Annotated in this window: 26 protein-coding genes; 12 read left to right on the top strand and 14 right to left on the bottom strand. The window is 71.7% G+C overall.

Going from position 1 to position 19,676, the window contains the following annotated elements:
• Positions 1-29: 29 nt before the first annotated feature.
• On the bottom strand, positions 30-344 hold the full coding sequence (locus tag E2C04_RS18260; protein ID WP_188422428.1) for a hypothetical protein: 315 nt from the start codon (positions 342-344) through the stop codon (positions 30-32).
• A 111-nt stretch (positions 345-455) separates the two neighbouring features.
• On the opposite strand from E2C04_RS18260, the gene E2C04_RS11285 reads away from it, so the two are divergent.
• Together E2C04_RS11285 and E2C04_RS11280 are read left to right on the top strand one after the other, a co-directional pair.
• Positions 456-1,580 (top strand): Nif3-like dinuclear metal center hexameric protein, encoded by a 1,125-nt coding sequence (locus E2C04_RS11285; protein ID WP_135832655.1) that lies wholly within the window; start codon positions 456-458, stop codon positions 1,578-1,580.
• 56 nt (positions 1,581-1,636) lie between these two features.
• Positions 1,637-2,356 (top strand): zinc ribbon domain-containing protein, encoded by a 720-nt coding sequence (locus tag E2C04_RS11280; RefSeq protein ID WP_229721692.1) that lies wholly within the window; start codon positions 1,637-1,639, stop codon positions 2,354-2,356.
• A 66-nt stretch (positions 2,357-2,422) separates the two neighbouring features.
• Here E2C04_RS11280 and yaaA read toward each other — a convergent pair whose 3' ends face one another.
• The 4 genes from yaaA to E2C04_RS11260 form a co-directional block, all read right to left on the bottom strand.
• On the bottom strand, positions 2,423-3,202 hold the full coding sequence (gene yaaA, locus E2C04_RS11275) for a peroxide stress protein YaaA (protein WP_135832654.1): 780 nt from the start codon (positions 3,200-3,202) through the stop codon (positions 2,423-2,425).
• Positions 3,203-3,382: 180 nt separating this feature from the next.
• On the bottom strand, positions 3,383-3,886 hold the full coding sequence (locus E2C04_RS11270; RefSeq protein WP_158630678.1) for a Gmad2 immunoglobulin-like domain-containing protein: 504 nt from the start codon (positions 3,884-3,886) through the stop codon (positions 3,383-3,385).
• A gap of 16 nt (positions 3,887-3,902) precedes the next feature.
• Positions 3,903-4,157, bottom strand: coding sequence for a hypothetical protein (locus E2C04_RS11265; RefSeq protein WP_135832652.1), 255 nt, complete (start codon positions 4,155-4,157; stop codon positions 3,903-3,905).
• A gap of 87 nt (positions 4,158-4,244) precedes the next feature.
• Positions 4,245-4,535, bottom strand: a complete 291-nt coding sequence (locus tag E2C04_RS11260) for a hypothetical protein (protein ID WP_158630677.1) — start codon at positions 4,533-4,535, stop codon at positions 4,245-4,247.
• Between the two features lie 138 nt (positions 4,536-4,673).
• Between E2C04_RS11260 and E2C04_RS11255 the strand changes: the two genes are divergently transcribed.
• Positions 4,674-5,174, top strand: coding sequence for an SRPBCC family protein (locus tag E2C04_RS11255; RefSeq protein ID WP_135832650.1), 501 nt, complete (start codon positions 4,674-4,676; stop codon positions 5,172-5,174).
• Positions 5,175-5,183: 9 nt separating this feature from the next.
• The gene (locus E2C04_RS11250) at positions 5,184-6,677 is read left to right on the top strand and encodes an RNB domain-containing ribonuclease (protein WP_135832649.1); all 1,494 of its coding nucleotides are present in this window, start codon (positions 5,184-5,186) and stop codon (positions 6,675-6,677) included.
• Positions 6,678-6,752: 75 nt separating this feature from the next.
• On the opposite strand, the gene E2C04_RS11245 is transcribed toward E2C04_RS11250, so the two are convergent.
• From E2C04_RS11245 to E2C04_RS11230, 4 genes are all read right to left on the bottom strand, one after another.
• Complete coding sequence (locus E2C04_RS11245) at positions 6,753-7,988, bottom strand: YihY/virulence factor BrkB family protein (RefSeq protein WP_202977776.1); 1,236 nt, start codon at positions 7,986-7,988, stop codon at positions 6,753-6,755.
• Complete coding sequence (locus E2C04_RS11240) at positions 7,988-8,332, bottom strand: DUF3618 domain-containing protein (RefSeq protein ID WP_135832648.1); 345 nt, start codon at positions 8,330-8,332, stop codon at positions 7,988-7,990. Before E2C04_RS11240 ends, E2C04_RS11245 begins: the two co-directional genes overlap by 1 nt.
• A gap of 47 nt (positions 8,333-8,379) precedes the next feature.
• Positions 8,380-8,826 carry a phage holin family protein gene (locus E2C04_RS11235; protein WP_135832647.1) on the bottom strand — a complete coding sequence of 149 codons (447 nt, stop codon included), beginning with the start codon at positions 8,824-8,826 and terminating at the stop codon, positions 8,380-8,382.
• Between the two features lie 653 nt (positions 8,827-9,479).
• Complete coding sequence (locus tag E2C04_RS11230; RefSeq protein ID WP_135832646.1) at positions 9,480-9,800, bottom strand: hypothetical protein; 321 nt, start codon at positions 9,798-9,800, stop codon at positions 9,480-9,482.
• A gap of 122 nt (positions 9,801-9,922) precedes the next feature.
• Between E2C04_RS11230 and heR the strand changes: the two genes are divergently transcribed.
• Both heR and E2C04_RS11220 read left to right on the top strand, forming a co-directional pair.
• Entirely contained in the window at positions 9,923-10,699 is a 777-nt protein-coding gene (gene heR / locus E2C04_RS11225) for a heliorhodopsin HeR (RefSeq protein WP_135832645.1), read from the top strand.
• 126 nt (positions 10,700-10,825) lie between these two features.
• Positions 10,826-12,889: an MMPL family transporter gene (locus E2C04_RS11220; RefSeq protein ID WP_229721694.1), complete on the top strand. Its 2,064-nt coding sequence runs from the start codon at positions 10,826-10,828 to the stop codon at positions 12,887-12,889.
• A 4-nt stretch (positions 12,890-12,893) separates the two neighbouring features.
• Here the strand turns inward: E2C04_RS11220 and arfB are convergent, their stop codons facing one another.
• The gene (arfB, locus tag E2C04_RS11215) at positions 12,894-13,295 is read right to left on the bottom strand and encodes an alternative ribosome rescue aminoacyl-tRNA hydrolase ArfB (protein ID WP_135832643.1); all 402 of its coding nucleotides are present in this window, start codon (positions 13,293-13,295) and stop codon (positions 12,894-12,896) included.
• Entirely contained in the window at positions 13,292-14,002 is a 711-nt protein-coding gene (locus tag E2C04_RS11210; RefSeq protein ID WP_135832642.1) for a hypothetical protein, read from the bottom strand. The genes arfB and E2C04_RS11210 overlap by 4 nt, the downstream gene beginning before the upstream one ends.
• Before the next feature lie 83 nt (positions 14,003-14,085).
• Between E2C04_RS11210 and E2C04_RS11205 the strand changes: the two genes are divergently transcribed.
• Positions 14,086-14,682 (top strand): malonic semialdehyde reductase, encoded by a 597-nt coding sequence (locus E2C04_RS11205; protein ID WP_135832641.1) that lies wholly within the window; start codon positions 14,086-14,088, stop codon positions 14,680-14,682.
• 54 nt (positions 14,683-14,736) lie between these two features.
• A complete protein-coding gene (locus E2C04_RS11200) occupies positions 14,737-15,471 on the top strand; it encodes an SDR family oxidoreductase (RefSeq protein ID WP_135832640.1) in 735 nt (244 codons plus the stop codon).
• Here E2C04_RS11200 and E2C04_RS11195 read toward each other — a convergent pair.
• Complete coding sequence (locus tag E2C04_RS11195; protein ID WP_135832639.1) at positions 15,459-15,965, bottom strand: cupin domain-containing protein; 507 nt, start codon at positions 15,963-15,965, stop codon at positions 15,459-15,461. The genes E2C04_RS11200 and E2C04_RS11195 overlap by 13 nt on opposite strands.
• Before the next feature lie 46 nt (positions 15,966-16,011).
• Between E2C04_RS11195 and arr the strand changes: the two genes are divergently transcribed.
• Both arr and E2C04_RS11185 read left to right on the top strand, forming a co-directional pair.
• Positions 16,012-16,446 carry an NAD(+)--rifampin ADP-ribosyltransferase gene (arr, locus tag E2C04_RS11190; protein WP_135832638.1) on the top strand — a complete coding sequence of 145 codons (435 nt, stop codon included), beginning with the start codon at positions 16,012-16,014 and terminating at the stop codon, positions 16,444-16,446.
• A 247-nt stretch (positions 16,447-16,693) separates the two neighbouring features.
• Positions 16,694-17,131, top strand: a complete 438-nt coding sequence (locus tag E2C04_RS11185) for an Hsp20/alpha crystallin family protein (protein ID WP_135833783.1) — start codon at positions 16,694-16,696, stop codon at positions 17,129-17,131.
• A 44-nt stretch (positions 17,132-17,175) separates the two neighbouring features.
• Here the strand turns inward: E2C04_RS11185 and E2C04_RS11180 are convergent, their stop codons facing one another.
• Both E2C04_RS11180 and E2C04_RS11175 read right to left on the bottom strand, forming a co-directional pair.
• Entirely contained in the window at positions 17,176-17,529 is a 354-nt protein-coding gene (locus tag E2C04_RS11180; protein WP_238694254.1) for a VOC family protein, read from the bottom strand.
• Positions 17,530-17,591: 62 nt separating this feature from the next.
• Entirely contained in the window at positions 17,592-18,131 is a 540-nt protein-coding gene (locus tag E2C04_RS11175) for a TetR/AcrR family transcriptional regulator (RefSeq protein WP_135832636.1), read from the bottom strand.
• A 53-nt stretch (positions 18,132-18,184) separates the two neighbouring features.
• On the opposite strand from E2C04_RS11175, the gene E2C04_RS11170 reads away from it, so the two are divergent.
• Both E2C04_RS11170 and E2C04_RS11165 read left to right on the top strand, forming a co-directional pair.
• Complete coding sequence (locus tag E2C04_RS11170; RefSeq protein WP_135832635.1) at positions 18,185-19,267, top strand: FAD-dependent monooxygenase; 1,083 nt, start codon at positions 18,185-18,187, stop codon at positions 19,265-19,267.
• 33 nt (positions 19,268-19,300) lie between these two features.
• The gene (locus E2C04_RS11165) at positions 19,301-19,672 is read left to right on the top strand and encodes an ArsR/SmtB family transcription factor (RefSeq protein ID WP_135832634.1); all 372 of its coding nucleotides are present in this window, start codon (positions 19,301-19,303) and stop codon (positions 19,670-19,672) included.
• The last annotated feature ends 4 nt before the right edge of the window (positions 19,673-19,676 follow it).

Raw genomic sequence — 19,676 nt, 5'->3', positions numbered from 1 at the left:
GATCGGCGGTCGACGGCTCGGGGTGCGGCTCAGTCATCGTCCCCGTCGTCATCGTCGTCGTCCCAGTCGTCGTCGTCCGACTCGACGGGGCGCGGGTTGACCACCTCGGGGCCGTCGTCGTCATCGTCGTCCGCGTCATCGTCGTCGTCCGGGGTGGCGGAGGCACTCGGTGACGGCGTCGGGCTGGGCGTCGGAGTCGGCGCCGACGATCCGGTCGACTTCTCCAGGATGATCGGGGCGTGCTCCGCCGGCGCCGGCTCGGCCGCCACCAGGGTGCCGAGCACATAGGCCGCCAGGGGCAGCGCAAAGGCCAGGGCGACGGCGATCCGGGCGAACGAACTCATGGCAGGAGCATCCTCCCTCATCGTGGGAGCGGCGTGAGACGACGATGAGAAGGCTCTCATCGCGACGGCGTCCACGGCACGAACGCCGGAGCTCGTCGTTAGGCTCGCGCCATGCCTTCCCTCGGTGACGTCGTCGACCTCCTGCACACCTGGTACCCGCCCGCCACCGCGGAGTCGTGGGACGCCGTCGGGCTGGTCTCCGGCGACCCGGCTGCGCAGGTGCGCAAGGTGATGTTCGCTGTCGACCCCACCGAGACGGTGGCGGCCGAGGCCGTCGAGTGGGGCGCCGACCTGCTCGTCGTGCACCACCCCCTCTTCCTCAAGCCGGTCCACGGTGTCGCCGCGACCACCCCGAAGGGCCGCACCCTGCACGCGCTGACCCGCGCCGGCTGCGCCCTGCTGGCCGCGCACACCAACGCCGACCAGGCCGTCGGCGGTGTCTCCGAGGCGATGGCGACCGCGCTGGGCCTGCGCAACCAGCGCCCGCTCGTCCCGGCGCCGTCCGGGCCGCTCGACAAGGTCACGACGTACGTCCCGACCACTCACGCCGAGGCCGTGCGCGCTGCGCTGGCGGAGGCCGGCGCCGGGAGCATCGGCGACTACGACTCGTGCTCCTTCTCCACGCCCGGCGAGGGGCGCTTCCGGCCGCTGGACGGCGCCCAGCCCCACATCGGCGCGGTGGGTGTCGCCGAGGTCGTCGAGGAGGTCCGGATCGAGGCCGTGCTGCCGCGGTCGCGACGCGGGGCGGTCGTCCGGGCGCTTCTCGCCGCGCACCCCTACGAGGAGCCGGCGTACGACGTGGTCGAGACCGCCGACCCCGGCCTGGCCGGCACCGGGACCGGACGCATCGGAGACGTGGACGAGACCGACCTGGCCGGCTTCGCCGAGCGCGTCGCGGCCGCCCTGCCCCGGACCGTCGGTGGGGTGCGCGTGGCCGGTGACCCGGGACGTACGGTGCGTCGGGTCGCGCTCGTCGGCGGCGCCGGCGACTTCCTGCTCGACGCGATGGCGCGCAGCGACGCGGACGTCTACGTGACCTCCGACCTGCGGCACCACCCCGCCTCGGAGTTCCTCGAGAAGGACGGGCCTGCGCTGGTCGACGTGGCCCACTGGGCGGCGGAGTGGACGTGGCTGCCTGTCGTCGAGGCGAGACTGCGGGAGGCGTGGGGGGATACGGTGGAGACCCGCGTGAGCACGACGCCCACCGACCCGTGGACAATGCTGGTCACGGGCTGACCCGTGATCGCCGTCGTTTGAAGGAGCCTCCGCTGAAAGCCGATCCCACCGACCAGTTGAAGCTGCTCGACCTGCAGGCGATCGACTCGAAGGTCGCGCAGCTGCGCCACCGTCGGTCGAGCCTCCCGCAGCTGCGAGAGCTCACCACCCTCGGCGCCGAGCGATCGGTCGTGGTGGACCGTGTCCGTGACGCCCGGATCGTCGTCGACGACCTGACCACCGAGCAGGCCAAGGCCGACGCCGACGTCGAGCAGGTCAAGGCCCGCCGCACCCGCGACCGCGAGCGCATGGACGCCGGCCTGGTCACCAACCCCAAGGACCTCCAGCGGATGACTCACGAGCTGGAGTCGCTGGAGCGTCGGGTCTCCTCGCTCGAGGAGGTCGAGCTCGACATCATGGAGCGCCTCGAGGAGGCCCAAGCCGTTCTCACCCGCGCCGAGGAGGAGCTCTCCGCCCTCGACCAGCGCGTCGCCGACCTCGAGGCCGAGCGCGACGACGCCTGGCGCGAGATCGACGCCGAGATCGAGCAGACCAGCGGCACCCGTGCCGCCGCGGCCAACGGCATCGCCGACGACCTGCTGGCCCTCTACGAGCGTCTGCGCGAGTCGAAGGGTGGCCTGGCCGCCGCCGAGATCCGTGCCCGCGAGTGCGGCGGTTGCCGCTTGGGTCTCGACCACGCCGAGCTGGCGCGGGTCAAGGCCGCCGCCCCGGACGAGGTCGTCCGGTGCGAGGAGTGCAGCCGCATCATGGTGCGTACGTCCGAGTCGGGCCTCTGACCGTCTCGACCACCCCCGCACAACAGGAGCCCCGGGCGCCATGAGGTGACCGGAGCTCCTGCGTGCTCAGAGCTCGGCGACGACCACGTCGAGCTCGGTGCCCCTCGGGCCGGGCTGGCCCACCTCGACGTGCCAGCCGAGGTCGCGGAGCGCGTCGGCCAGGGCCGCCGGCGTACGCGGCGTGGCTCCGGCCTCCAGCAGGGCGCGGACGATGCGACCCTTGGTGGACTTGTTGAAGTGGCTCACGACCTTGCGCTGGCCGTTGTGCTCGTGGAGCACCCGGACACCGGCGACCCGGGCCGCCGCCTCCGGGGCAGGACGCCACAGGTTGGCGTACATCCCCGAGCGCAGGTCGACGAGCAGCCCGTTGCCCAGCCGGGCGGCGACCGCCTCACCGAGGACCGGGCGCCAGACGGGGGCGAGCGAACCGAGGCCGGGCAGGCTGGCGTCGCCGGAAAGTCGGTAGGCGGGGATGCGGTCGCCGGGGGAGAGCAGCCCGAAGAGCGCGGAGGCGATGCCGACCCGGCTCGTGGCGCGTCGCTTGGCGGCCGACGAGAGCGTGGCGAAGTCGAGCGCGTCGTAGAGGACGCCGGTGTAGACGGCGTCGGCACGGGCCGTCGGGGCGGTGGCCAGTGCGGCGTTGCGGGCGACGAGGTCGACCTGCTTCGCGCCCAGCCCCAGCGTCGCCGCGGCCTCCAGTTCGTCGCCCTCGCAGAGCGTGACGAGGTGCTTGAGCACGCAAGAGCGGGTCTCGGTCAGCGTGGGGTGGGAGAGGGTGGCCAGGTCCAGGGGCTTGCCGCGGCTGGGGGCGGTCTTGCCCTCGCTGGGCGGGAGGAGGATCAGCACGCCCACACTCTAGGTACGGTTGGCGGGCGCCCCCGAACCGGCCGACCTCGAAGGACGGCGCGGGGGCCATTCTGCCTAATGGCTCAGCAGATGGGACTCCGGGGAGCGGCTCTCGGGCATTCGACAAGCGTAGTGCCACGGGCGCCGCCGTGTGCGTGCCTTGCCGGGAGCGTCAGCGCTTCATCGGGATCCGCAGCCGCCACCCGACCTCGATGTGGTCGGGGTCGGTGATCTTCGGGTTGGCCGCGACGACCTGCGCGACGGTGAACTTCCCGTAGTCCTTGAGCTTCTTGACGATCCGGAGAGGGTGTCGCCGGGATCGACCCGGTAGAGCAGCCACCCGGCCAGGTCGGGGAAGACGATGACCTCGACGCGGCGGGTGTTGAAGCCCGGGGTCGGGCCCTCGTCGGGCAGGCCGGGGTTGTCCCCGAAGACCTCCAGCGTGCAGCGCGTGCCCGGGCGCGGTGGCTTCGTGATGGTCACCGAGCCGGTGAACTCGCCGACCCCGTAGCCGCCGCCCTCCGACTGTGCGTGGCCGGTGCCGAGCACCTTGCCGTTCGGGTCCAGCAGCCGCATGCCGATGGTGCCCTCGAAGCCGGCCCCCACGCCCGAGACGGTGAACTTCTTGTCCACCAGGTCGTGCTTGGCGGGTTGCCGCACCCGTACGTCCGTGACCAGTCCCATGATCTGCCCCCTGTCGTCACCTGGATTTCTCAGTGTGGCCCTCGGCGCGCGGGTTGGCCAGAGGGTCATCGGTGCGGTCCTCGCGCAGGTACCGCACGGCGGCCACGAGGCTGGCCAGCACCAGTACCGAGAAGGTCAGCATCGGACCGACCAGGAAGAGTCCGGTGGCCCGGCCACGCAGCGCCGACGCGCCCGCCAGGGCAAAGGCCGGAAGCACCACCGCGAGGTCGATGACGTGGATCGGGTTCACCCGCAGCCCCGCCTCGACCACGCTGCTCGGCGGCTCACCCTCGAGGCTCGCCGGCACGACCTCGGCCAGCCAGAGCAGGGCGAAGACCGCGCCGATCGTGACGCAGACTCATCCCGCGAGCCGCGTGCGCGGGCGGCGGAGCAGCGCACGGTCGCTGGCCCGCAGCTCGTCGGCGGCGTAGAACGCGGCGTACGTGCTGAGCCCCAGGACGGCGACGTAGGCGAGGAAGAGCGAGTTGAAGTGGACCGCCATCGCGTAGACGACGAAGGCGTACACGAAGTAGAGGAGGGCGCCGAGCCAGACCAGCCCTGCTCGGTGCGAGCCGCCCCAGCGGCCGAGGCCGCTGACCACCAGCAGCGCCACGGCCAGCAGGGCGATCGCGCCCGTCCAGGCCAGCACCGAGGGGCGTGCCGCTCTCCGTGATCTCCGCTGCTGCATTTCCACCTGCCGGGCGCCGGGTGGCGTCCACGCTATCGGCGGTTCGACCGCGGTCGCTAGGTTCGTCGCGAGACAGGATCGGGAGACCAGGAGGTGGGGATGCCCCAGGTGAGCGCCGAGGCATGGGTGCCCGTCGAGCCGGGGACGGCCTTCGCGGTGTCGCAGACGACCGGCGAGCTGCGGCTGCGCTGGGACCCGTTCATCCGCGAGCAGCGGCTGCTCGACGCCGAGGTCCCCAGCAAGGGCGTACGCACGTGGACGCGCGCCCGTGTCGGCCCGCAGATGGTCTCGGAGTACGTCTCCTACCGACCGCCGACCTCCGTCGGGATGACGATGGTGAGCGGACCGTGGTTCTTCGCCACCTTCGGCGGCGGGTGGCGCTTCGTCCCGGACGTCCGCGACGGGGTGCGCGGAACCCGCGCGGTGTGGAAGTACAGCTACACCGTGAGGCCCTCGTGGTTGCGCTTCGTCGCCGAGCCGATCGGGCAGTGGCTGCTCGGACGGGAGATCCGGGCCCGGATCGCGGCGTGGGCGCGTGCCTGCGAGGACCCCGTGGTGCTCGACGCCGTGCGCGGCCCCGGTGTCGGTGGCGCTGGCTAAGGTGCCTGCATGGCCAGTCCCCGCTACGTCCGTGTCCACCCCCTCGGGTCGCCGCCCGCCGGGTCCGAGCCCGGTGAGGTCTTCCCCGGTGAACGCGTGCTGCGCGAGGGGATCGAGGCGATCCGCACCGAGCTCGGGGTGAGTGAGGAGTTCCCTGCCGACGTCCTGGCCACCGCCGAGGCCGCTGCCGCAGCGCCGCGGTTGCCCGACCTCGACCGCACCGACATCCCGTTCGTCACGATCGACCCGCCCGGCGCCCGCGACCTCGACCAGGCCCTGCACATCGAGCGCGCCGACGAGGGGTTCGTCGTCCACTACGCCATCGCCGACCTCGGCGCCTTCGTCACGCCCGGCGACGCGGTCGACGTGGAGGCCAACAAGCGGGGCCAGACGCTCTACGGTGCCGACTCCAAGATTCCGCTGCACCCGCCGGTGATCTCCGAGCAGGCCGGGTCGTTGCTGCCCGACCAGACGCGTCCCGCTCTGCTGTGGACCATCACGCTGGACGCGGCGGGGGAGCGCCGCGCCGCGACCGTGGAGCGCGCCCTGGTGCGCTCGCGGGCCCAGCTCACCTACGAGCAGGCCCAGCAGGTCGTCGACGGCTCCACCGACGCCCCTGCCGAGGGGGCCGACACCTTGGCCCTGCTGGCCGAGGTGGGACCGTTGCGCCTGACGCTGGAGGCTGCCCGTGGCGGCGTGAGCCTGCCGCTGCCCGAGCAGGAGGTCGTGGTCACGGAGGAGGAGTGGCACCTTGAGTTCCGCTCGATGACGCCGGTGGAGGAGTGGAACGCCCAGATCTCGCTGCTGACCGGGATGGCCGCAGCCTCGCTGATGGTCGAGGCGCGCGTCGGGCTGCTGCGTACGCTGCCGCCCGCCCAGGAGCGCGACGTCGACCGGTTGCGTGGCACCGCGCACGCCCTGCGCATCGAGTGGCCGGCCTCGATGTCCTACCCCGACTTCGTGCGCTCGCTGGACCCCGGCAACTCACGCCACGCGGCGATGGTGCTGGCCTGTACGCGGCTCTTCCGCGGCAGCGGCTACGCAGGGTTCCACGGCGAGCTTCCCGAGCACACCGGCCACGCAGCCGTGGCGGCCGACTACGCCCACGTCACCGCGCCCCTGCGCCGTCTCGTCGACCGCTACGCCTCCGAGATCTGCGTGGCGCTCTGCGCCGGCCAGCAGGTGCCCGACTGGGTCCTGGAGAAGCTGGAGTCCGTGCCGGCCGTGATGCGCGAGTCCGGCAGCCTGGCCGGGAAGTACGAGCGCGAGGTGCTCAACCTGACCGAGGCCGTGCTGCTGCACGACCGGCTCGGGGAGCGGTTCGCCGCGGCGGTCGTGGAGGTGGACGAGAAGCGCCCCGAGCGCGGCGACATCACCATCCCCGAGCCTGCCATCGAGGCGCGCGCCGAGGGCACGGCGCCGCTGCCGCTGGGCGAGGAGATCACGGTCGTGCTGACGGCCGCCGACCCAGCGACCCGGACCGTGCGCTTCGAGGTCGTCTGAGGCCACCATGCACCTGCGGCCCGCCGGGGTCGACGCCCCGGCGGGCCGCAGGTCCTGTGCTGGACGAGCCGCAGGTCAGCGGACGGGGTCCTGGTGCTCCCCGCGTGAGCGGCGCAGGGCACGGGCCCGGGCGACGTCCTTCTCCCGCTTCTTCGCGGCCTTCTCGCTCTTGGTGGTGTCGCGCGGCGGGAGCTGGATCGTCTCCTCCGCCGGCATGCCGGCCTGGAGCTCCCGCGCCCGCTCGAGCTCGGCGTCGAGCTCGGCGCCGAACATCAGGGCCAGGTTGGTGATCCACAGCCACAGCAGGAAGACCACCGCGCCGGCCAGCGAGCCGTAGGTGCGGTTGTAGTTGGAGAAGTTGGCGACGTAGAGGCCGAAGCCGACCGAGGCCAGCACCCACACCAAGATGGCGACCGTCGCCCCTACGCTGAGCCAGCGGAACTTCGGCTGCTTGACGTTGGGGGTCGCGTAGTAGAGCAGCGCCACGATCAGGATGACCACGAACAGCAGCACCGGCCACTTGGCGATGTTCCAGACGGTCACCGCCGTCGATCCGAGCCCGATGGCGTCACCCACCACCTCGGCGGCGGGTCCAGTGACGATCAGGCCCAGGGCGACCAGCGCGGCCAGGGTGATCGTGACCGCGGTGATCAGCAGCATCAGCGGGCGGAGCTTCCAGATCGGGCGACCCTCGTCGATCTCGTAGATCCGGTTCATGCCGCGGCTGAAGGCGTTGACGTAGCCCGACGCCGACCAGAGGGCGACGAGCAGACCGATCGCGAGACCCCACCCGGCGCCGGTGCTCTGGCTGAGCTCGGTGAGGGTGGGCTCGAGGTTCTCCGCGGCCCCGGACGCTCCGAGGTCGCGCAGCATCGTCAGCAGCGTGTCCACCGTCTCGTCACCCTGGTCGGCGAGGCCGACCAGGGAGAGCAGCGCGATGGACGCCGGGAAGATCGCCAGCACCGAGTAGTACGTCAGCGCGGCGGCGAGGTCGGTGCACTCGTCCTCCACGAACTCGCGCACCGTCGAGCGCACCGTGTAGAGCCACGAGGGCTTGGTGAGGTCGCTGGGCGACTCCGGCTTGTCGGCGGCCTCGTGCTCGTGGCTGGGCGCATGGTCGAGGGCGCTCGCCTGGCCGCCGGGACCGGGGTCGGGAGCGGCGCCGCGTGCGGGGTCGGCGTCGCGCCCGGCCTCCTGGCCCCTGTGCTGGTCCCTGCGCTCGTCCTTGCGCTCGTCCTTGCGCTCGTCCTTGCGCTCGTCCTTGCGCTCGTCCTTGCGCTCGGCATCCTTCGACCTGCCGAGACCGAACATCAGCGCCTCCCCGTCGTACGACGTCGCGCACGCTGGCGCCACAGGACGACGAGGACGAGGGCGAGCACCCCGGCGACCGCGGCGCCGATGGCCTCAGGTCGCGGGTTGCCCTGGTTGTCCAGGACCTTCTGCTTGGCCTTCTCCGCCGTCTCGTGGGCGCTGGCCGAGGCCCGCGCCTTCACGTCCAGCTTGGCCTGCAGCTGGTCGACGGTCTGGGCCAGCTGCTCACGGGTCTGCTCGATGTCGGCCTGCAGCTCGGCGACCCTGGGGTCGCCGTCCGTGGGGTCGTTCTGGCGGTGGCGACCGCCGTCGGCACCCGACGTACGGTCGTTGATGTCACTCATCAGGACTCCTTGGGGTGGGGGGTCGTCCGTGGTGCGGGGACGTCCCGTCAGTGGTGGTGGGCACCGGGGTTGCGCACGGCGTCGACGTCCTCCTTGACCCCGGCGACGGCCCGGGTCGGGACCGGCGGGGCGGCCTCCTCGACGCGCTTCTTGCCCATCAGCGCGTTGACGGCGGCGATGGCGAAGAGCACGACGGCGACGATCAGGGCGGCCAGCCAGGCGTCCATGACGAGCGCCAGCGCCAGCACGATGGCGGCGAGCAGCACGCCCACGCCGTACAGGGCGATGATCCCGGCCGCACCGAACATGCCGAGCCCGATGCCGGCCTGCTTGGCCTTGCCGGTCACCTCGACCTGGGCGAGCTTCAGCTCGTCACGCACCAGGCGCGACACCTCGTTGGACAGCTGCGACACGAGCTGGCCGGTCGAGGGGTCGCTCCCAGGGGCCGCATGGCTCCCGGTCGCCTGGGTGACGGTGGGGTCCTGGTGGCTCATGACTGGGTCCCGCCGGGGCCGCTGGAGTGGGGCGGCAGCTTGTCGGAGGGGGTGCTCGGCGGGTTGGCCTGGCTGCTCGAGGGGTTAGAGGGCCACGTGGTCGGCGGCGCGGTCGACGGCTGCCCGCCAGTGGTCGGCGTCGCGGCCGGGAAGCCGGTGCCGGCGCCTCCAGTGCTGCCTCCCGTGCTCGTGGGCGTGCCCGTGCTGTGCGCACCGGGCGTCGTCGTGCCCCGGTCGCACCGCTGGTCGACGTGCTCGACGAGTCGCTGCTGCCGACCTTGTCCTTGGCGGCGTGAGCAGCCTGGCCGGCCTTCTCCTTGGCGGCCTGGCCGGCGATCTCCGCCTTCTCCTTCGCGACGTGGGCGGCCTGCTCGGCCTTCTCCTTGGCGAGGTGCTGGGCCTGCTCGGCCTTCGCCTGGACCCGGGGGTCCCGCCACACACCGCGAGCCTTCCTCGCGATCTGTTCGTACCGCTGGCGTCCTGCTCGAGCTCCGAGGACGTATCCGGCGCCCATTCCCAGCAGGAATCCGATCTTCTTGGCCATCACTGTCTCCCGAGTGTCGCCGCGGACCCGTCTGGCCGTGGCGAGGGTAACGCCGCACTCGTTCCCCACTTGGGGCCAAGTTATGCCTCGGTGACGGGGGAGACCGAGGTCAGTCCGACGACGTGGTACGACGCTCCTCGACGCGCCTGCGTGCCTCGTCGAGGTAGGCCAGGCAGGGGGCCTCGGAGTCGGGGTGGCGCTCGGTGAGGTGGAAGATCCAGCGGTCCATCGCGGCCATGTAGCCGTTGTCCTGGCCGCGGCGCTGGGTGCCCCACCGGCGGTCGCCGGAGCCCGGCCGCGGGCTGGTGCACTCGGTGCAGTGGATCTTGTAGACGAACTGGTCGTCGGGGCCGACCTCGATCCTGACCTCGGCCAAGGGGCCGGCCGACGCCTGGGCCTTGCGTTCGCGGGCGGAGCGGCTGGCGGGCATGGGGCCTCGGTTCGTCGGGGGTGGGGTTGCGCCCGAGCCTAGGCCGTCCCGACCGAGCCGGCCGTGTTCGCGGGTCACCCTCGGGCCCTCGGCGTGCTGCCTCGCAGACGCTACGGTGAAGCATGACCCAGACGACCGTCGCCGTTCCCGAGGCGCGTCAGCGTCGACTTCGCGTCCTCAACCTGGCAGCGATGGTCCTCCACGTGGCCCAGGCCACGGCCGTGGTCGCCCTGGCCACGGACTTCGCGCTTCCCGTCACGGCGAGCTACCTGGCCGGCCCGCCCGGCACGGCACCGCAGGAGCCGGTCGTCCTGTTCGACCTCCCGACCGGCATGGCGGTGGCTGCGTTCCTGGCGCTCTCCGCGCTCGCGCACCTTCTGGTCTCGACCGTGTGGTGGCGCGGGTACGTGGCCGACCTGGGGCGCGGGATCAACCGGGCGCGGTGGGTGGAGTACTCCCTCTCGTCCTCCCTGATGATGGTGGTGATCGCACAGCTGGTCGGCATCGCCGACGTGACCGCGCTGCTCGCCATCGTCGGCGTCAACGCCTCGATGATCCTCTTCGGTTGGCTGCAGGAGAAGTACGAGCAAGCCGGTGGCGGCGGCTGGTTGCCGTTCTGGTTCGGGTGCGTGGCGGGTGTCGTCCCGTGGCTCGCGGTGCTGGTCTACGTCGTTGCGCCGCAGTCGCCGTCGGAGGCGACCCCTCCCGGCTTCGTCTACGCGATCGTCATCTCGCTCTTCGTGTTCTTCAACGTCTTCGCGCTCAACCAATGGCTGCAGTACCGGGCCCGGGGACGCTGGGCCGACTACCTGTTCGGCGAGACGATCTACATCGTGCTGAGCCTGGTCGCCAAGTCGCTGCTCGCGTGGCAGGTCTTCGGGGGCACCCTCGCGGGCTGAGGTGGGGGCACTACGCCCGGTTGGGTAAACGCCCGCGGGATCGGGGAAAACCCTGATGCACACCGCCGCCCGTGGTGCTGCACTGGACGGATGCAACGGCAGATCGCTGGCCGGTTGACCGGCCCCGTGAGCAAGTGGGTGGTGCTCGGCCTCTGGCTGGCACTCACCGTCGGTTCGTCGATGTTCGCGGCCAAGCTGGTCGACGAGCAGAACAACGAGGCCTCCTCCTGGCTGCCCGACAGCGCCGAGTCGACGCGCGCCCTGGAGAAGCTGAGCCAGTTCCAGGACGTCAACTCGATCCCCACCGTCGTCGTCTACTCGAAGGAGTCCGGGCTCACCCAGCAGGACGTGGCCACGGCGGCCGAGGACGCCAAGGCCTTCGCCCAGGTCGAGGGCGTCGAGGGTGAGGTGGTGGGCCCGTTCCCGTCGAAGGACGGTGAGGCCATGCAGACGGTGGTCACCTTCAACTTCGGTGCCGAGGGTTGGAACGCGATGCCGGACGCCGCCGACGAGCTGCGCGAGATCGCGTCGCTCGACGGGGGAGACGTCTACGTCACCGGCCCGGGCGGCCAGGCCGCCGACTCGGCCGAGGCCTTCGGGGGCATCGACTCGACGTTGCTCTTCGCCACGCTCGGCATCGTGATCGTGATCCTGCTCTTCACCTACCGCAGCCCGGTGCTGTGGGTGCTGCCGATCATCTGTGCCGGGGTGGCCCTCTTCGGCTCGCAGGCGCTCATCTACTTCCTGGCCCGGTACGCCGACCTCACGGTGAACGGGCAGTCGTACGCGATCCTCACCATCCTCGTGATCGGCGCGGGCACCGACTACGCCCTCCTGCTCGTCGCGCGCTACCGCGAGGAGCTGCGCCGCCACGCCGACCGGCACGAGGCGATGGGCTTCGCCCTGCACCGCGCTGCGCCGGCGATCCTGGCGAGTGCCGCCACGGTGATCCTCGGGATGCTGTGCCTGCTCCTCGCCGAGCTGAACTCCACCGCTGGGCTCGGGCCGGTGGCGGCGATCGGGATCGGCGTGACCTTCCTCGTGCAGATCACCCTGCTGCCGGCGTTGCTGACGATCTGCGGCCGGTGGGTCTTCTGGCCGCGGCGCCCGGCGTTCGGGTCGGCCGAGCCGACCAGCTCCGGGCTCTGGGCGAAGGTGGGCCGCCGGATCGCGGCGCGGCCGCGGACCACCTGGGTGGTGACCGCGGCGGTGCTGGCGATCGCCTGCCTCGGGGCGTTGCGCCTGGACATCGCAGGGCTTGCCACGGAGGACCAGTACACCCGTGACTTCGAGTCCATCACCGGCCAGAAGGAGCTCGTCGACCACGGCATGGTCGACCAGTCCAACACCGTCGCCGTGGTCGCCAACGCCGACCGCGCCGACCAGGTGCGTGACGCGATGACGGCCGTCCAGGGGATCGAGGAGCCGGCCGAGCCGGTCGTGATCGACGACCTGGCCCTGGTCGAGGCGGTGATCGACACTGACGTCGCCGCGCCCGCCTCGTTCGAGGCGGTCCGCGACGTGCGAGAGGCCACCCACGCCGTCGAGGGTGCAGACGCGCTGGTCGGTGGCGGGTCGGCCTTCTACCTCGACACGCAGGAGGCCTCTGCCCGTGACAACCGGGTGATCATCCCGAGCATCCTGGCGATGGTGCTGGTGATCCTCATGGTCCTGCTGCGGGCGCTGGTGTCGCCGATCATCCTGGTGGCCACCGTCGTGCTCTCCTTCGGCGCCGCGATGGGCATCTCCGCGCTGCTCTTCGAGTTCGTCTTCGGCTTCGCGGGCTCCGACCCCGGATTCCCGCTCTTCGCCTTCGTCTTCCTGGTCGCGCTCGGCATCGACTACAACATCTTCCTGATGACCCGTGTGCGCGAGGAGACGCAGGTGCGCGGGACCAGGCAGGGGTCGCTGGTCGCGCTGTCCTCCACCGGAGGTGTCATCACCTCGGCCGGACTGGTCCTGGCGGCGACCTTCCTGGTGCTCGCGACCATCCCCGTGGTCTTCCTGGTGGAGCTCGGGGTGGCCGTCGCGCTGGGCGTCATCCTCGACACGATGATCGTGCGCTCGGTGCTGGTGACGGCGATCAACCTCGACCTGGGCGACCGGATCTGGTGGCCGAGTCGCCTGGCCGTCCGTGGCCGCGAGGCGGACGCGGAGGTGGTCGACCGCGTACGCGAGCCCGTGCGGTAGCCGCTCAGTCGATCGGGGGACGACCTCGCAGGCGCTTCGTCTGTCCGCGCTGCTTCTTCTGGTCGATCCGGCGCTGCTTGGCACCCCGCGACGGCTTGGTCGGCACACGGCGCGGGGGAGGAGGGCGCAACGCCCGCTCCAGCCGTTCGGCGAGTCGCTCCTCGGCGGCCTTGCGGTTGAGCAGCTGCGAGCGCCGCTCCGACGCCGTGACGACGACCTCCGGCCCGAGCCGTGCCAGCAGCCGCCGCTTCACCTCGTCGGGGAAGGCCTCGGAGCCCGCCAGGTCGAGGACGAGCTGGACCCTGCTGTCGGTGGTGTTGACGTGCTGACCGCCGGGGCCCGACGAGCGCGAGAAGCGCCAGGTGAGGTCGGCGTCGGGGATGACGTGGGAGCCGACGACGATCACGCTGTCGGCACGCCCTCGTACGTCTGGCTCGCGGCCGTGGTCGAGGGCCGGCGGACGCTCCGCGCGACCAACCAGGCGCCGGCGAGGAGGACGGACGCCCCTGAGACCGCCTCGTACCAGGGCCGAGCGTCGTACGAGCCGATCGAGTAGAACAGGGCGACCGGCGGCGAGGCGAGGGCCAGGAGCACGGCTGCGGGCTTGTCCCAGCCCGACGCCACGACCGCGAGCGACAGGTACAGGACCAGGGGGAGCAGCGCCAGGACGACCGTCGTGAGCAGGCCGCCGACGGCAAGGACGACCTCGCCACCCAGCCCCGAGCGCAGGGTCGCGAGGCCGAGGTCGGCCATGGCCACCGCACTCAGCGCTGTGGAGACGACCAGCAGGCGTCGGGGGCGTCGCACCAACGCCCACGGCAGGGTGAGAAGAGCCAGCGCCAGCACCAGCAGGGAGATGCCAGCCCACTGGGCCTCCGCGCCGACGGGGACCCAGGGGTCACCGGGCGGGAGGAAGTCATGGCGGTGGTCCTGACGGGGAAGGCACGACGCGGTCTCCCAGCCCTGACCCCACGGGCAGGCGCTGGCCCACCGTTGCCACAGGCCACCACGAGCAGGACCCCTGAGACGAGCAGGAGTACGCCCGTCCCGCCGCGCGCCCACGTTGTACGCATGTCGTCGTCCCTCCGTCGTCTTGCGGTCAGTCTGACGCATGTCTCACGATCGCAGGCGCACGTCATGACCCAGGTCACCCCGAGATCGGGAAGTCGACCGAACGCCGCATCGTTGAAGCAGGCATGACTGATCTGCTTGCGCTGCCCTCCGACGTCCAGGACCTCCTCTTCCGCGAGGCCCGCACCGCCAACGCCTTCACCGACGAGCCGGTGAGCGACGAGCAGGTCGCCGCGATCTACGACCTGGTGAAGTTCGCCCCGACCGCGATGAACAGCCAGCCGATGCGGATCGTGCTCGTGCGCAGCGACGACGCGCGCCAGAAGCTCCTCAAGCACATGTCGGGAAGCAACCGCGACAAGACCGAGTCGGCCCCGCTGGTCGCCATCCTGGCCGCGGACACCAACTTCCACGAGACGCTGCCGCGCACCTTCCCGCACTTCCCGGGCGCCAAGGACTTCTTCCTCGACGACACCGCTCGTGAGCACGCGGCCCGCTTCAACGCCGGCCTCCAGATCGGCTACTTCATCATCGGCGTGCGTGCCGCCGGCCTGGCTGCCGGCCCGATGACCGGCTACGACGCCACGGGCGTCGACACCGACCTCCTCGAGGGCACCGGCCTGAAGTCGATCGCCGTGGTCAACATCGGTCGCCCGGCCGAGAACGCCTGGTTCGACCGCCTGCCGCGCCTGGCGCACGACGAGGCCGTCATCACTCTCTGACGCATCCCGGCTGAGCGTCTCCACCGGGTGTCTCCCACTGGCTAGGGTGACCGCATGGCCGTCGCAGGAGTCGCCCTCGTCACCGGTGCGTCGCGCGGGCTGGGCGCTGCCGTCGCGCAGCGCCTGGCTGCCGACGGCTGGGCGGTCGCGGTCAACTACCTGCACGGGCGCGAGGGTGCCGAGTCGGTGGTGCGCCGCATCCGCGCCGCCGGCGGCACGGCCGAGGCGTTCGGGGCCGACGTCGTGAGCGAGGAGGGCGTCACGGCCCTCCTCGACGCGGTCGAGGCCGGCCTCGGTCCGGTCACGGCGGTCGTCGCCAACGCGACGGGGCCCCACCCCGAGATCAGCCTCAACGAGCTGACCTGGCGGCACCACCTCGACCAGCTCGAGTTCTTCGTCAAGAGCCCGACCCTCCTCGTGCAGGCGGCGCTGCCCGGCATGCGCGCCGCCGGCGGCGGCCGGGTGGTGCTGATCGGCTCCGACCTCGCCGACCGGGCGACCCCGATGATGTCGGCCTACGTCGCGGCCAAGAGCGCCCAGGTCGGGCTCACCAAGGTCTGGGCCAAGGAGCTCGGTCCCGACGGCATCACCGTCAACCTCCTCCAACCCGGCTGGATCCCCGTCGAGCGGCACGCCGGCGTCGACCCCACGGCGTACGCGGCCGAGGTGCCACTGCGGCGCATGGGCACGCCCGAGGACATCGCGGCGACGGTCGCGCACCTGCTCGGCGACGGCGGCGCCTTCATCACCGGACAGCGGATCACCGTCAACGGCGGTCACGTGATCTGAGCGGCTCCACGTAGATGTTGTCGTGCTCGACGAGGAACGCCTGCAACTCCTCGTGGGTCGGGGGTCCACCGTCCTTCCGCGAGGTCGGCGAGCCCCTCGAAGTACGCCTCCCGCGGTGCGCCCGGGGCGAAGAGGATGAGCAGCGAGGCCGCCTCGCCCGACTCGTTGCGGAAGCCGTGCACGCCACCCTCGGGGACGTGTGCGAAGTCGCCCGGACCGCTCGGCCGCCATGACGTGCCGTCGAACAGCTGGACCGTCCCGGAGAGCACGAAGAACGACTCGCTGATGGTGCGGTGGAAGTGGGGCTCGGCGCCGCCGGCCTCCGCCCCCATGTCCCAGCGGTAGAGCCCGAAGCGACCGTCGGTCGTGGCGCCGGTGGCGAGGTAGCTCGCCGCCCCGTGGGCCAGGGGCAGCTCCGGTGGCGTGTCCACCGGGCGGAACCGTGCCGTGACCTCGCCGTCGTCGCCGAGGTAGGTGGGCGGTGGGTACGACATGTCGCGACGCTACTGCTGCCTCGTCGAGGTGGCTACCCTCGACGACATGGGGCAGATGCGAGAGCCAGTGCCGTTCGAGACGTACGAGGACGGGGTCCACCTGCACGGCACGAAGGCGGAGCTGGCCGTCGGGGACCTGCTGGTGCCCGGTCGCGAGTCCAACTTCGAGAGCGGTCGGACGATGAACTTCGTCTACTTCACCGGCACCCTCGACGCCGCGACCTGGGGCGCTGAGCTCGCCGCGGGCGAGGGTCGGGGGCACATCTACCTGGTCGAGCCGACGGGCGAGTTCGAGGACGACCCCAACGTGACCGACAAGAAGCTGCCCGGGAACCCGACGCAGTCCTACCGCAGCCGTGCCCCGCTGCGGGTCGTTGGCGAGCTGGACGACTGGGTGGGGCACCCGCCGGAGACGCTCCAGGCCATGCGGGACGGCCTCGAGGCGCTGCGCCAGCGCGGTGAGGCAGTCATCCTCGACTGAGGGCACGGCGCCGCCTGGTGCGCTCGGAGACCGAAGAACCGCTGGCGGTGTCAACCCGACCCATGCAAGGCCCGTGGGGCGCGGGGGTCAACCCCTCAGGTGGGGGACGTGTAGGTCGTCACGGGTCGTCACCGGACCTCACCGGGCGGCCTTGAAACCGGGATACGGCGTGCTACAAGAAATAGTGCAAGTGCTGACACGGCCTGAGGGCCCTGGTGGCCCTCGTGATGAGAATCAGGAGGACATGATGCTGCTCCGCACCACTGACCCGTTTCGTGACCTCGACCGCCTCGCCCAGCAGGTGCTGGGCACCACCAACCGTCCCGCGGTGATGCCGATGGACGCGTGGCGGGAGGGCGACCGGTTCGTCATCGAGTTCGACCTGCCGGGAGTCGTCAAGGAGAGCATCGACCTTGACGTCGAACGCAACGTGCTGACCGTCCGTGCCGAGCGGGTCCCGCGCAACGGCGACTGGGAGTCGCTGGCTGCCGAGCGCCCCACCGGCGTCTTCAGCCGGCAGCTGGTCCTGGGCGACAACCTGGACCTCGACGCCATCGAGGCGGCGTACGCCGACGGCGTGCTGCGGCTCGTCGTCCCGGTCGCCGAGAGGGCCAAGCCCCGCAAGATCCAGGTGAGCCTGGAGCAGGGTGACTCCGGGGACGACCGCAAGGAGATCACTGCCTGAGGCCGCGCGGACCCCGGAGCGAACGGCTCCGGGGTCCGCTGCGTTCAGTCCCAGCAGAGGCAGAAGGGATGACCGGCCGGGTCCAGGTAGACGCGGAAGGTGTCGCCCGCCTCGACCCCGGGCTGTACGTCGTGCTTCATGGCGCCGAGCGCGAGCACCTGCGGCTCGACGGCGTCGACGTTGTCCACCGTGACGTCCAGGTGGAACTGCTGGGGTCGCTCACCGGTGGGCCAGGTGGGGGCGACGAAGTCCTCCGCGCGCTGGAAGGCGAAGCGCCAGCCGTCCAGCTCGAGCACGACCCAGTCGTCCTCGGCCGAGGTGACCTCCCCGCCGACGAGGTCGGCGTAGAAGTCGGCGAGGGCCCGCGGGTCGGGGCAGTCGAGGACGACGGTTCGCATGCGTGCAAGAGCCATGCTCCTGCACGCTGCCACTGGCCCGTGGCGCCGTCAATGACCACGGCTCAGCCGAGAAGACGCGCCACCCCTGCGCGCAGCTGGTCGACGTCCACCTGTCGTGTGGGCACTGCGACGGCATGCAGCAGGGCGCCGTCGAGCAGGTCGGAGACCATCCGCGCACTGGCGTCCGGCGTCGGGTGCCCACCCTCGGCGAGCATGTCGCGCAGTCGGGCCAGGAAACGGTGGTGGCCCAGGGCCATCGCCCCACCGGCGCTCTCGTCGAGCAGGAGGGCCAGACGTGCCCGGGTCGCCCGCACGTGCTCCGGCGCGGTCATCGCCCCGACGACGGCGGCGAGCTGGCCCGGAAGCGCGCTGAGCGGCGCGGGATCGGAGCCCAGCGTCGACGCCATCACCTCGAGGTCGAGCTGCTCGACCCGGTCGATGACGGCCGACACCAGGGCCGCGCGGCTGCGGAAGCAGTTGGAGGTGCTGCCGGGCGGCAGGTCTGCCGCCCGGTCGACCGCTCGGTGCGTGAGTCCGCGGGGACCCTCCGTGGCGAGCACGGTCACGGCGGCGTCGGCGACGAGCTCTCGGCGGGTGGGCACGCGAAAAGACTACAGGCGTTGTGGAACTACGAATGTAGTACTAGCGTCGTCACATGCCCACCATCACCATTCTCGGCGGGGGAGTTGCTGGCCTCGCGCTCGCGGCGACGCTGGACCCCGCGATGTACGACGTGCGGGTGATCGAGCGCAACCCGCACGGCGGCAAGGTGCCGACCGCGTTCGGCATCTGGCCCTTCGCACTTGACGCGCTCGATCGCATCGGTCTGGCCGACCCCTTGCGCACCCGGGGGTGGCGCCTGACGACAGGTGTCGTGACGGCCGACGTGGCGCGGCGACCCGTCGCGGTGGTGAAGCGAGACGCCAGCACCTGGCTCGTCACTCGTCCCGGTCTCCTGCAGCTGCTCGAGCAGGCCGTGCCCGACGCGGTGGTCCGGGAGTGCCGTCACGTCGACGACGTCGCCTCGCTCGAGGGCGACCTCGTCGTGGCGGCCGACGGCGCCCGCAGCGTCGTCCGGCGACAGGTCTGGGGTGAGGAGCCGCGCGACTCCGGCGTGGTGGCGGTTCGCGGCGTGCTCCCGGAGCCGCCCGAGGGGCCGCTCGACCGCATGCAGGAGTTCTGGGGCGACGGCATGCTCTTCGGGATCGGCCCCAACCTGATGGCCGACGGGCTCGGGACCAACTGGTACGCCTCGGCGCGACGCCCTGAGGGCAGCCCTGGCGAGCTTCTGGCGTGGGCGCGCTCGGCGTACGCGCAGTGGCCCGAGGCGGTGCGGGCGACGCTGGCGGCGGCCACCGAGGAGCGGACGGTCGTCAACAGCATCCTGGAGTCGCGACGACCTCGGCGTCTGGTCGAGGGCCGCTACGTGCTGGTGGGCGACGCTGCTCACGCCATGACGCCCAACCTGGGCCGCGGGGCGTGCGAGGCGCTGGTCGACGCAGTCGTGCTGGGGGAGGCGCTCAATGCCCGAGGTCTGGCGGGGGTGGAGCACTATGCCGCGGAGCGCCGGGCGCCGGGGCAGCGTACGAGGGTGGCGGCGGGTCTCGCGATGCACCTTGCGCTGTCGCGACGAGTCGGCCCGGCGGCCTTGCGCGTGGTGGCGGCCCTGTCGAAGGGCGGGGAGGCCTCCACCGAGCATCGGGTGGCACCGGTCGAGGAACGTCACGACACCCCTTGACAAACTACAACCATATGGTTGTAGGTTGAGGATGTGGACGAGAAGGACGAGGACAGGGCGGACGCCATGTTCCATGCGCTCTCCGACCGCACCAGGCGCGACATCCTGCGCAGAGTGCTGGCCGGCGAGCACTCCGTCTCGGCCCTCGCGGCGTCGTACGACATGAGCTTCGCCGCGGTGCAGAAGCACGTCGCCGTGCTGGAGCGAGCGGGCCTGCTGACCAAGCGTCGGCAGGGACGTGAGGCCCTGGCCAGCGGCGACGTGGCTGCGGTGCGGTCGGTGGGCGCGATGCTCGCCGAGCTGGAGTCCCTCTGGCGTGGCCGCATCTCCCGGATCGACGACCTCATCGCCGAGCCGGCACCCCACACCGAGCCGACGCCTCCGCGTCACCCACAGAAGGACTGATCGC

The sequence above is a fragment of the Nocardioides daphniae genome, from assembly GCF_004777465.1.
In the GTDB taxonomy this organism is placed as follows: Bacteria; Actinomycetota; Actinomycetes; order Propionibacteriales; family Nocardioidaceae; genus Nocardioides; species Nocardioides daphniae.
The sequence above is the reverse complement of the archived record's forward strand: the minus strand, read 5'-3'. Positions and strand labels throughout refer to the sequence as shown.

Excerpts from the sequence above, each read along its gene's own strand:
- E2C04_RS11205 (WP_135832641.1), top strand. The coding sequence starts at position 14,086 with ATGACTGATCTGCTTGCGCTGCCCTCCGACGTCCAGGACCTCCTCTTC.
- E2C04_RS11270 (WP_158630678.1), bottom strand. The coding sequence starts at position 3,886 with ATGGGACTGGTCACGGACGTACGGGTGCGGCAACCCGCCAAGCACGAC.
- E2C04_RS11235 (WP_135832647.1), bottom strand. The coding sequence starts at position 8,826 with ATGAGCCACCAGGACCCCACCGTCACCCAGGCGACCGGGAGCCATGCG.
- E2C04_RS11180 (WP_238694254.1), bottom strand. The coding sequence starts at position 17,529 with ATGCGAACCGTCGTCCTCGACTGCCCCGACCCGCGGGCCCTCGCCGAC.
- E2C04_RS11240 (WP_135832648.1), bottom strand. The coding sequence starts at position 8,332 with ATGAGTGACATCAACGACCGTACGTCGGGTGCCGACGGCGGTCGCCAC.
- E2C04_RS11170 (WP_135832635.1), top strand. The coding sequence starts at position 18,185 with ATGCCCACCATCACCATTCTCGGCGGGGGAGTTGCTGGCCTCGCGCTC.
- E2C04_RS11250 (WP_135832649.1), top strand. The coding sequence starts at position 5,184 with ATGGCCAGTCCCCGCTACGTCCGTGTCCACCCCCTCGGGTCGCCGCCC.
- E2C04_RS11230 (WP_135832646.1), bottom strand. The coding sequence starts at position 9,800 with ATGCCCGCCAGCCGCTCCGCCCGCGAACGCAAGGCCCAGGCGTCGGCC.
- E2C04_RS11185 (WP_135833783.1), top strand. The coding sequence starts at position 16,694 with ATGCTGCTCCGCACCACTGACCCGTTTCGTGACCTCGACCGCCTCGCC.
- E2C04_RS11200 (WP_135832640.1), top strand. The coding sequence starts at position 14,737 with ATGGCCGTCGCAGGAGTCGCCCTCGTCACCGGTGCGTCGCGCGGGCTG.
- E2C04_RS11210 (WP_135832642.1), bottom strand. The coding sequence starts at position 14,002 with ATGCGTCAGACTGACCGCAAGACGACGGAGGGACGACGACATGCGTAC.
- E2C04_RS18260 (WP_188422428.1), bottom strand. The coding sequence starts at position 344 with ATGAGTTCGTTCGCCCGGATCGCCGTCGCCCTGGCCTTTGCGCTGCCC.
- E2C04_RS11195 (WP_135832639.1), bottom strand. The coding sequence starts at position 15,965 with ATGTCGTACCCACCGCCCACCTACCTCGGCGACGACGGCGAGGTCACG.
- E2C04_RS11285 (WP_135832655.1), top strand. The coding sequence starts at position 456 with ATGCCTTCCCTCGGTGACGTCGTCGACCTCCTGCACACCTGGTACCCG.
- arr (WP_135832638.1), top strand. The coding sequence starts at position 16,012 with ATGGGGCAGATGCGAGAGCCAGTGCCGTTCGAGACGTACGAGGACGGG.
- E2C04_RS11245 (WP_202977776.1), bottom strand. The coding sequence starts at position 7,988 with ATGTTCGGTCTCGGCAGGTCGAAGGATGCCGAGCGCAAGGACGAGCGC.
- heR (WP_135832645.1), top strand. The coding sequence starts at position 9,923 with ATGACCCAGACGACCGTCGCCGTTCCCGAGGCGCGTCAGCGTCGACTT.
- E2C04_RS11255 (WP_135832650.1), top strand. The coding sequence starts at position 4,674 with ATGCCCCAGGTGAGCGCCGAGGCATGGGTGCCCGTCGAGCCGGGGACG.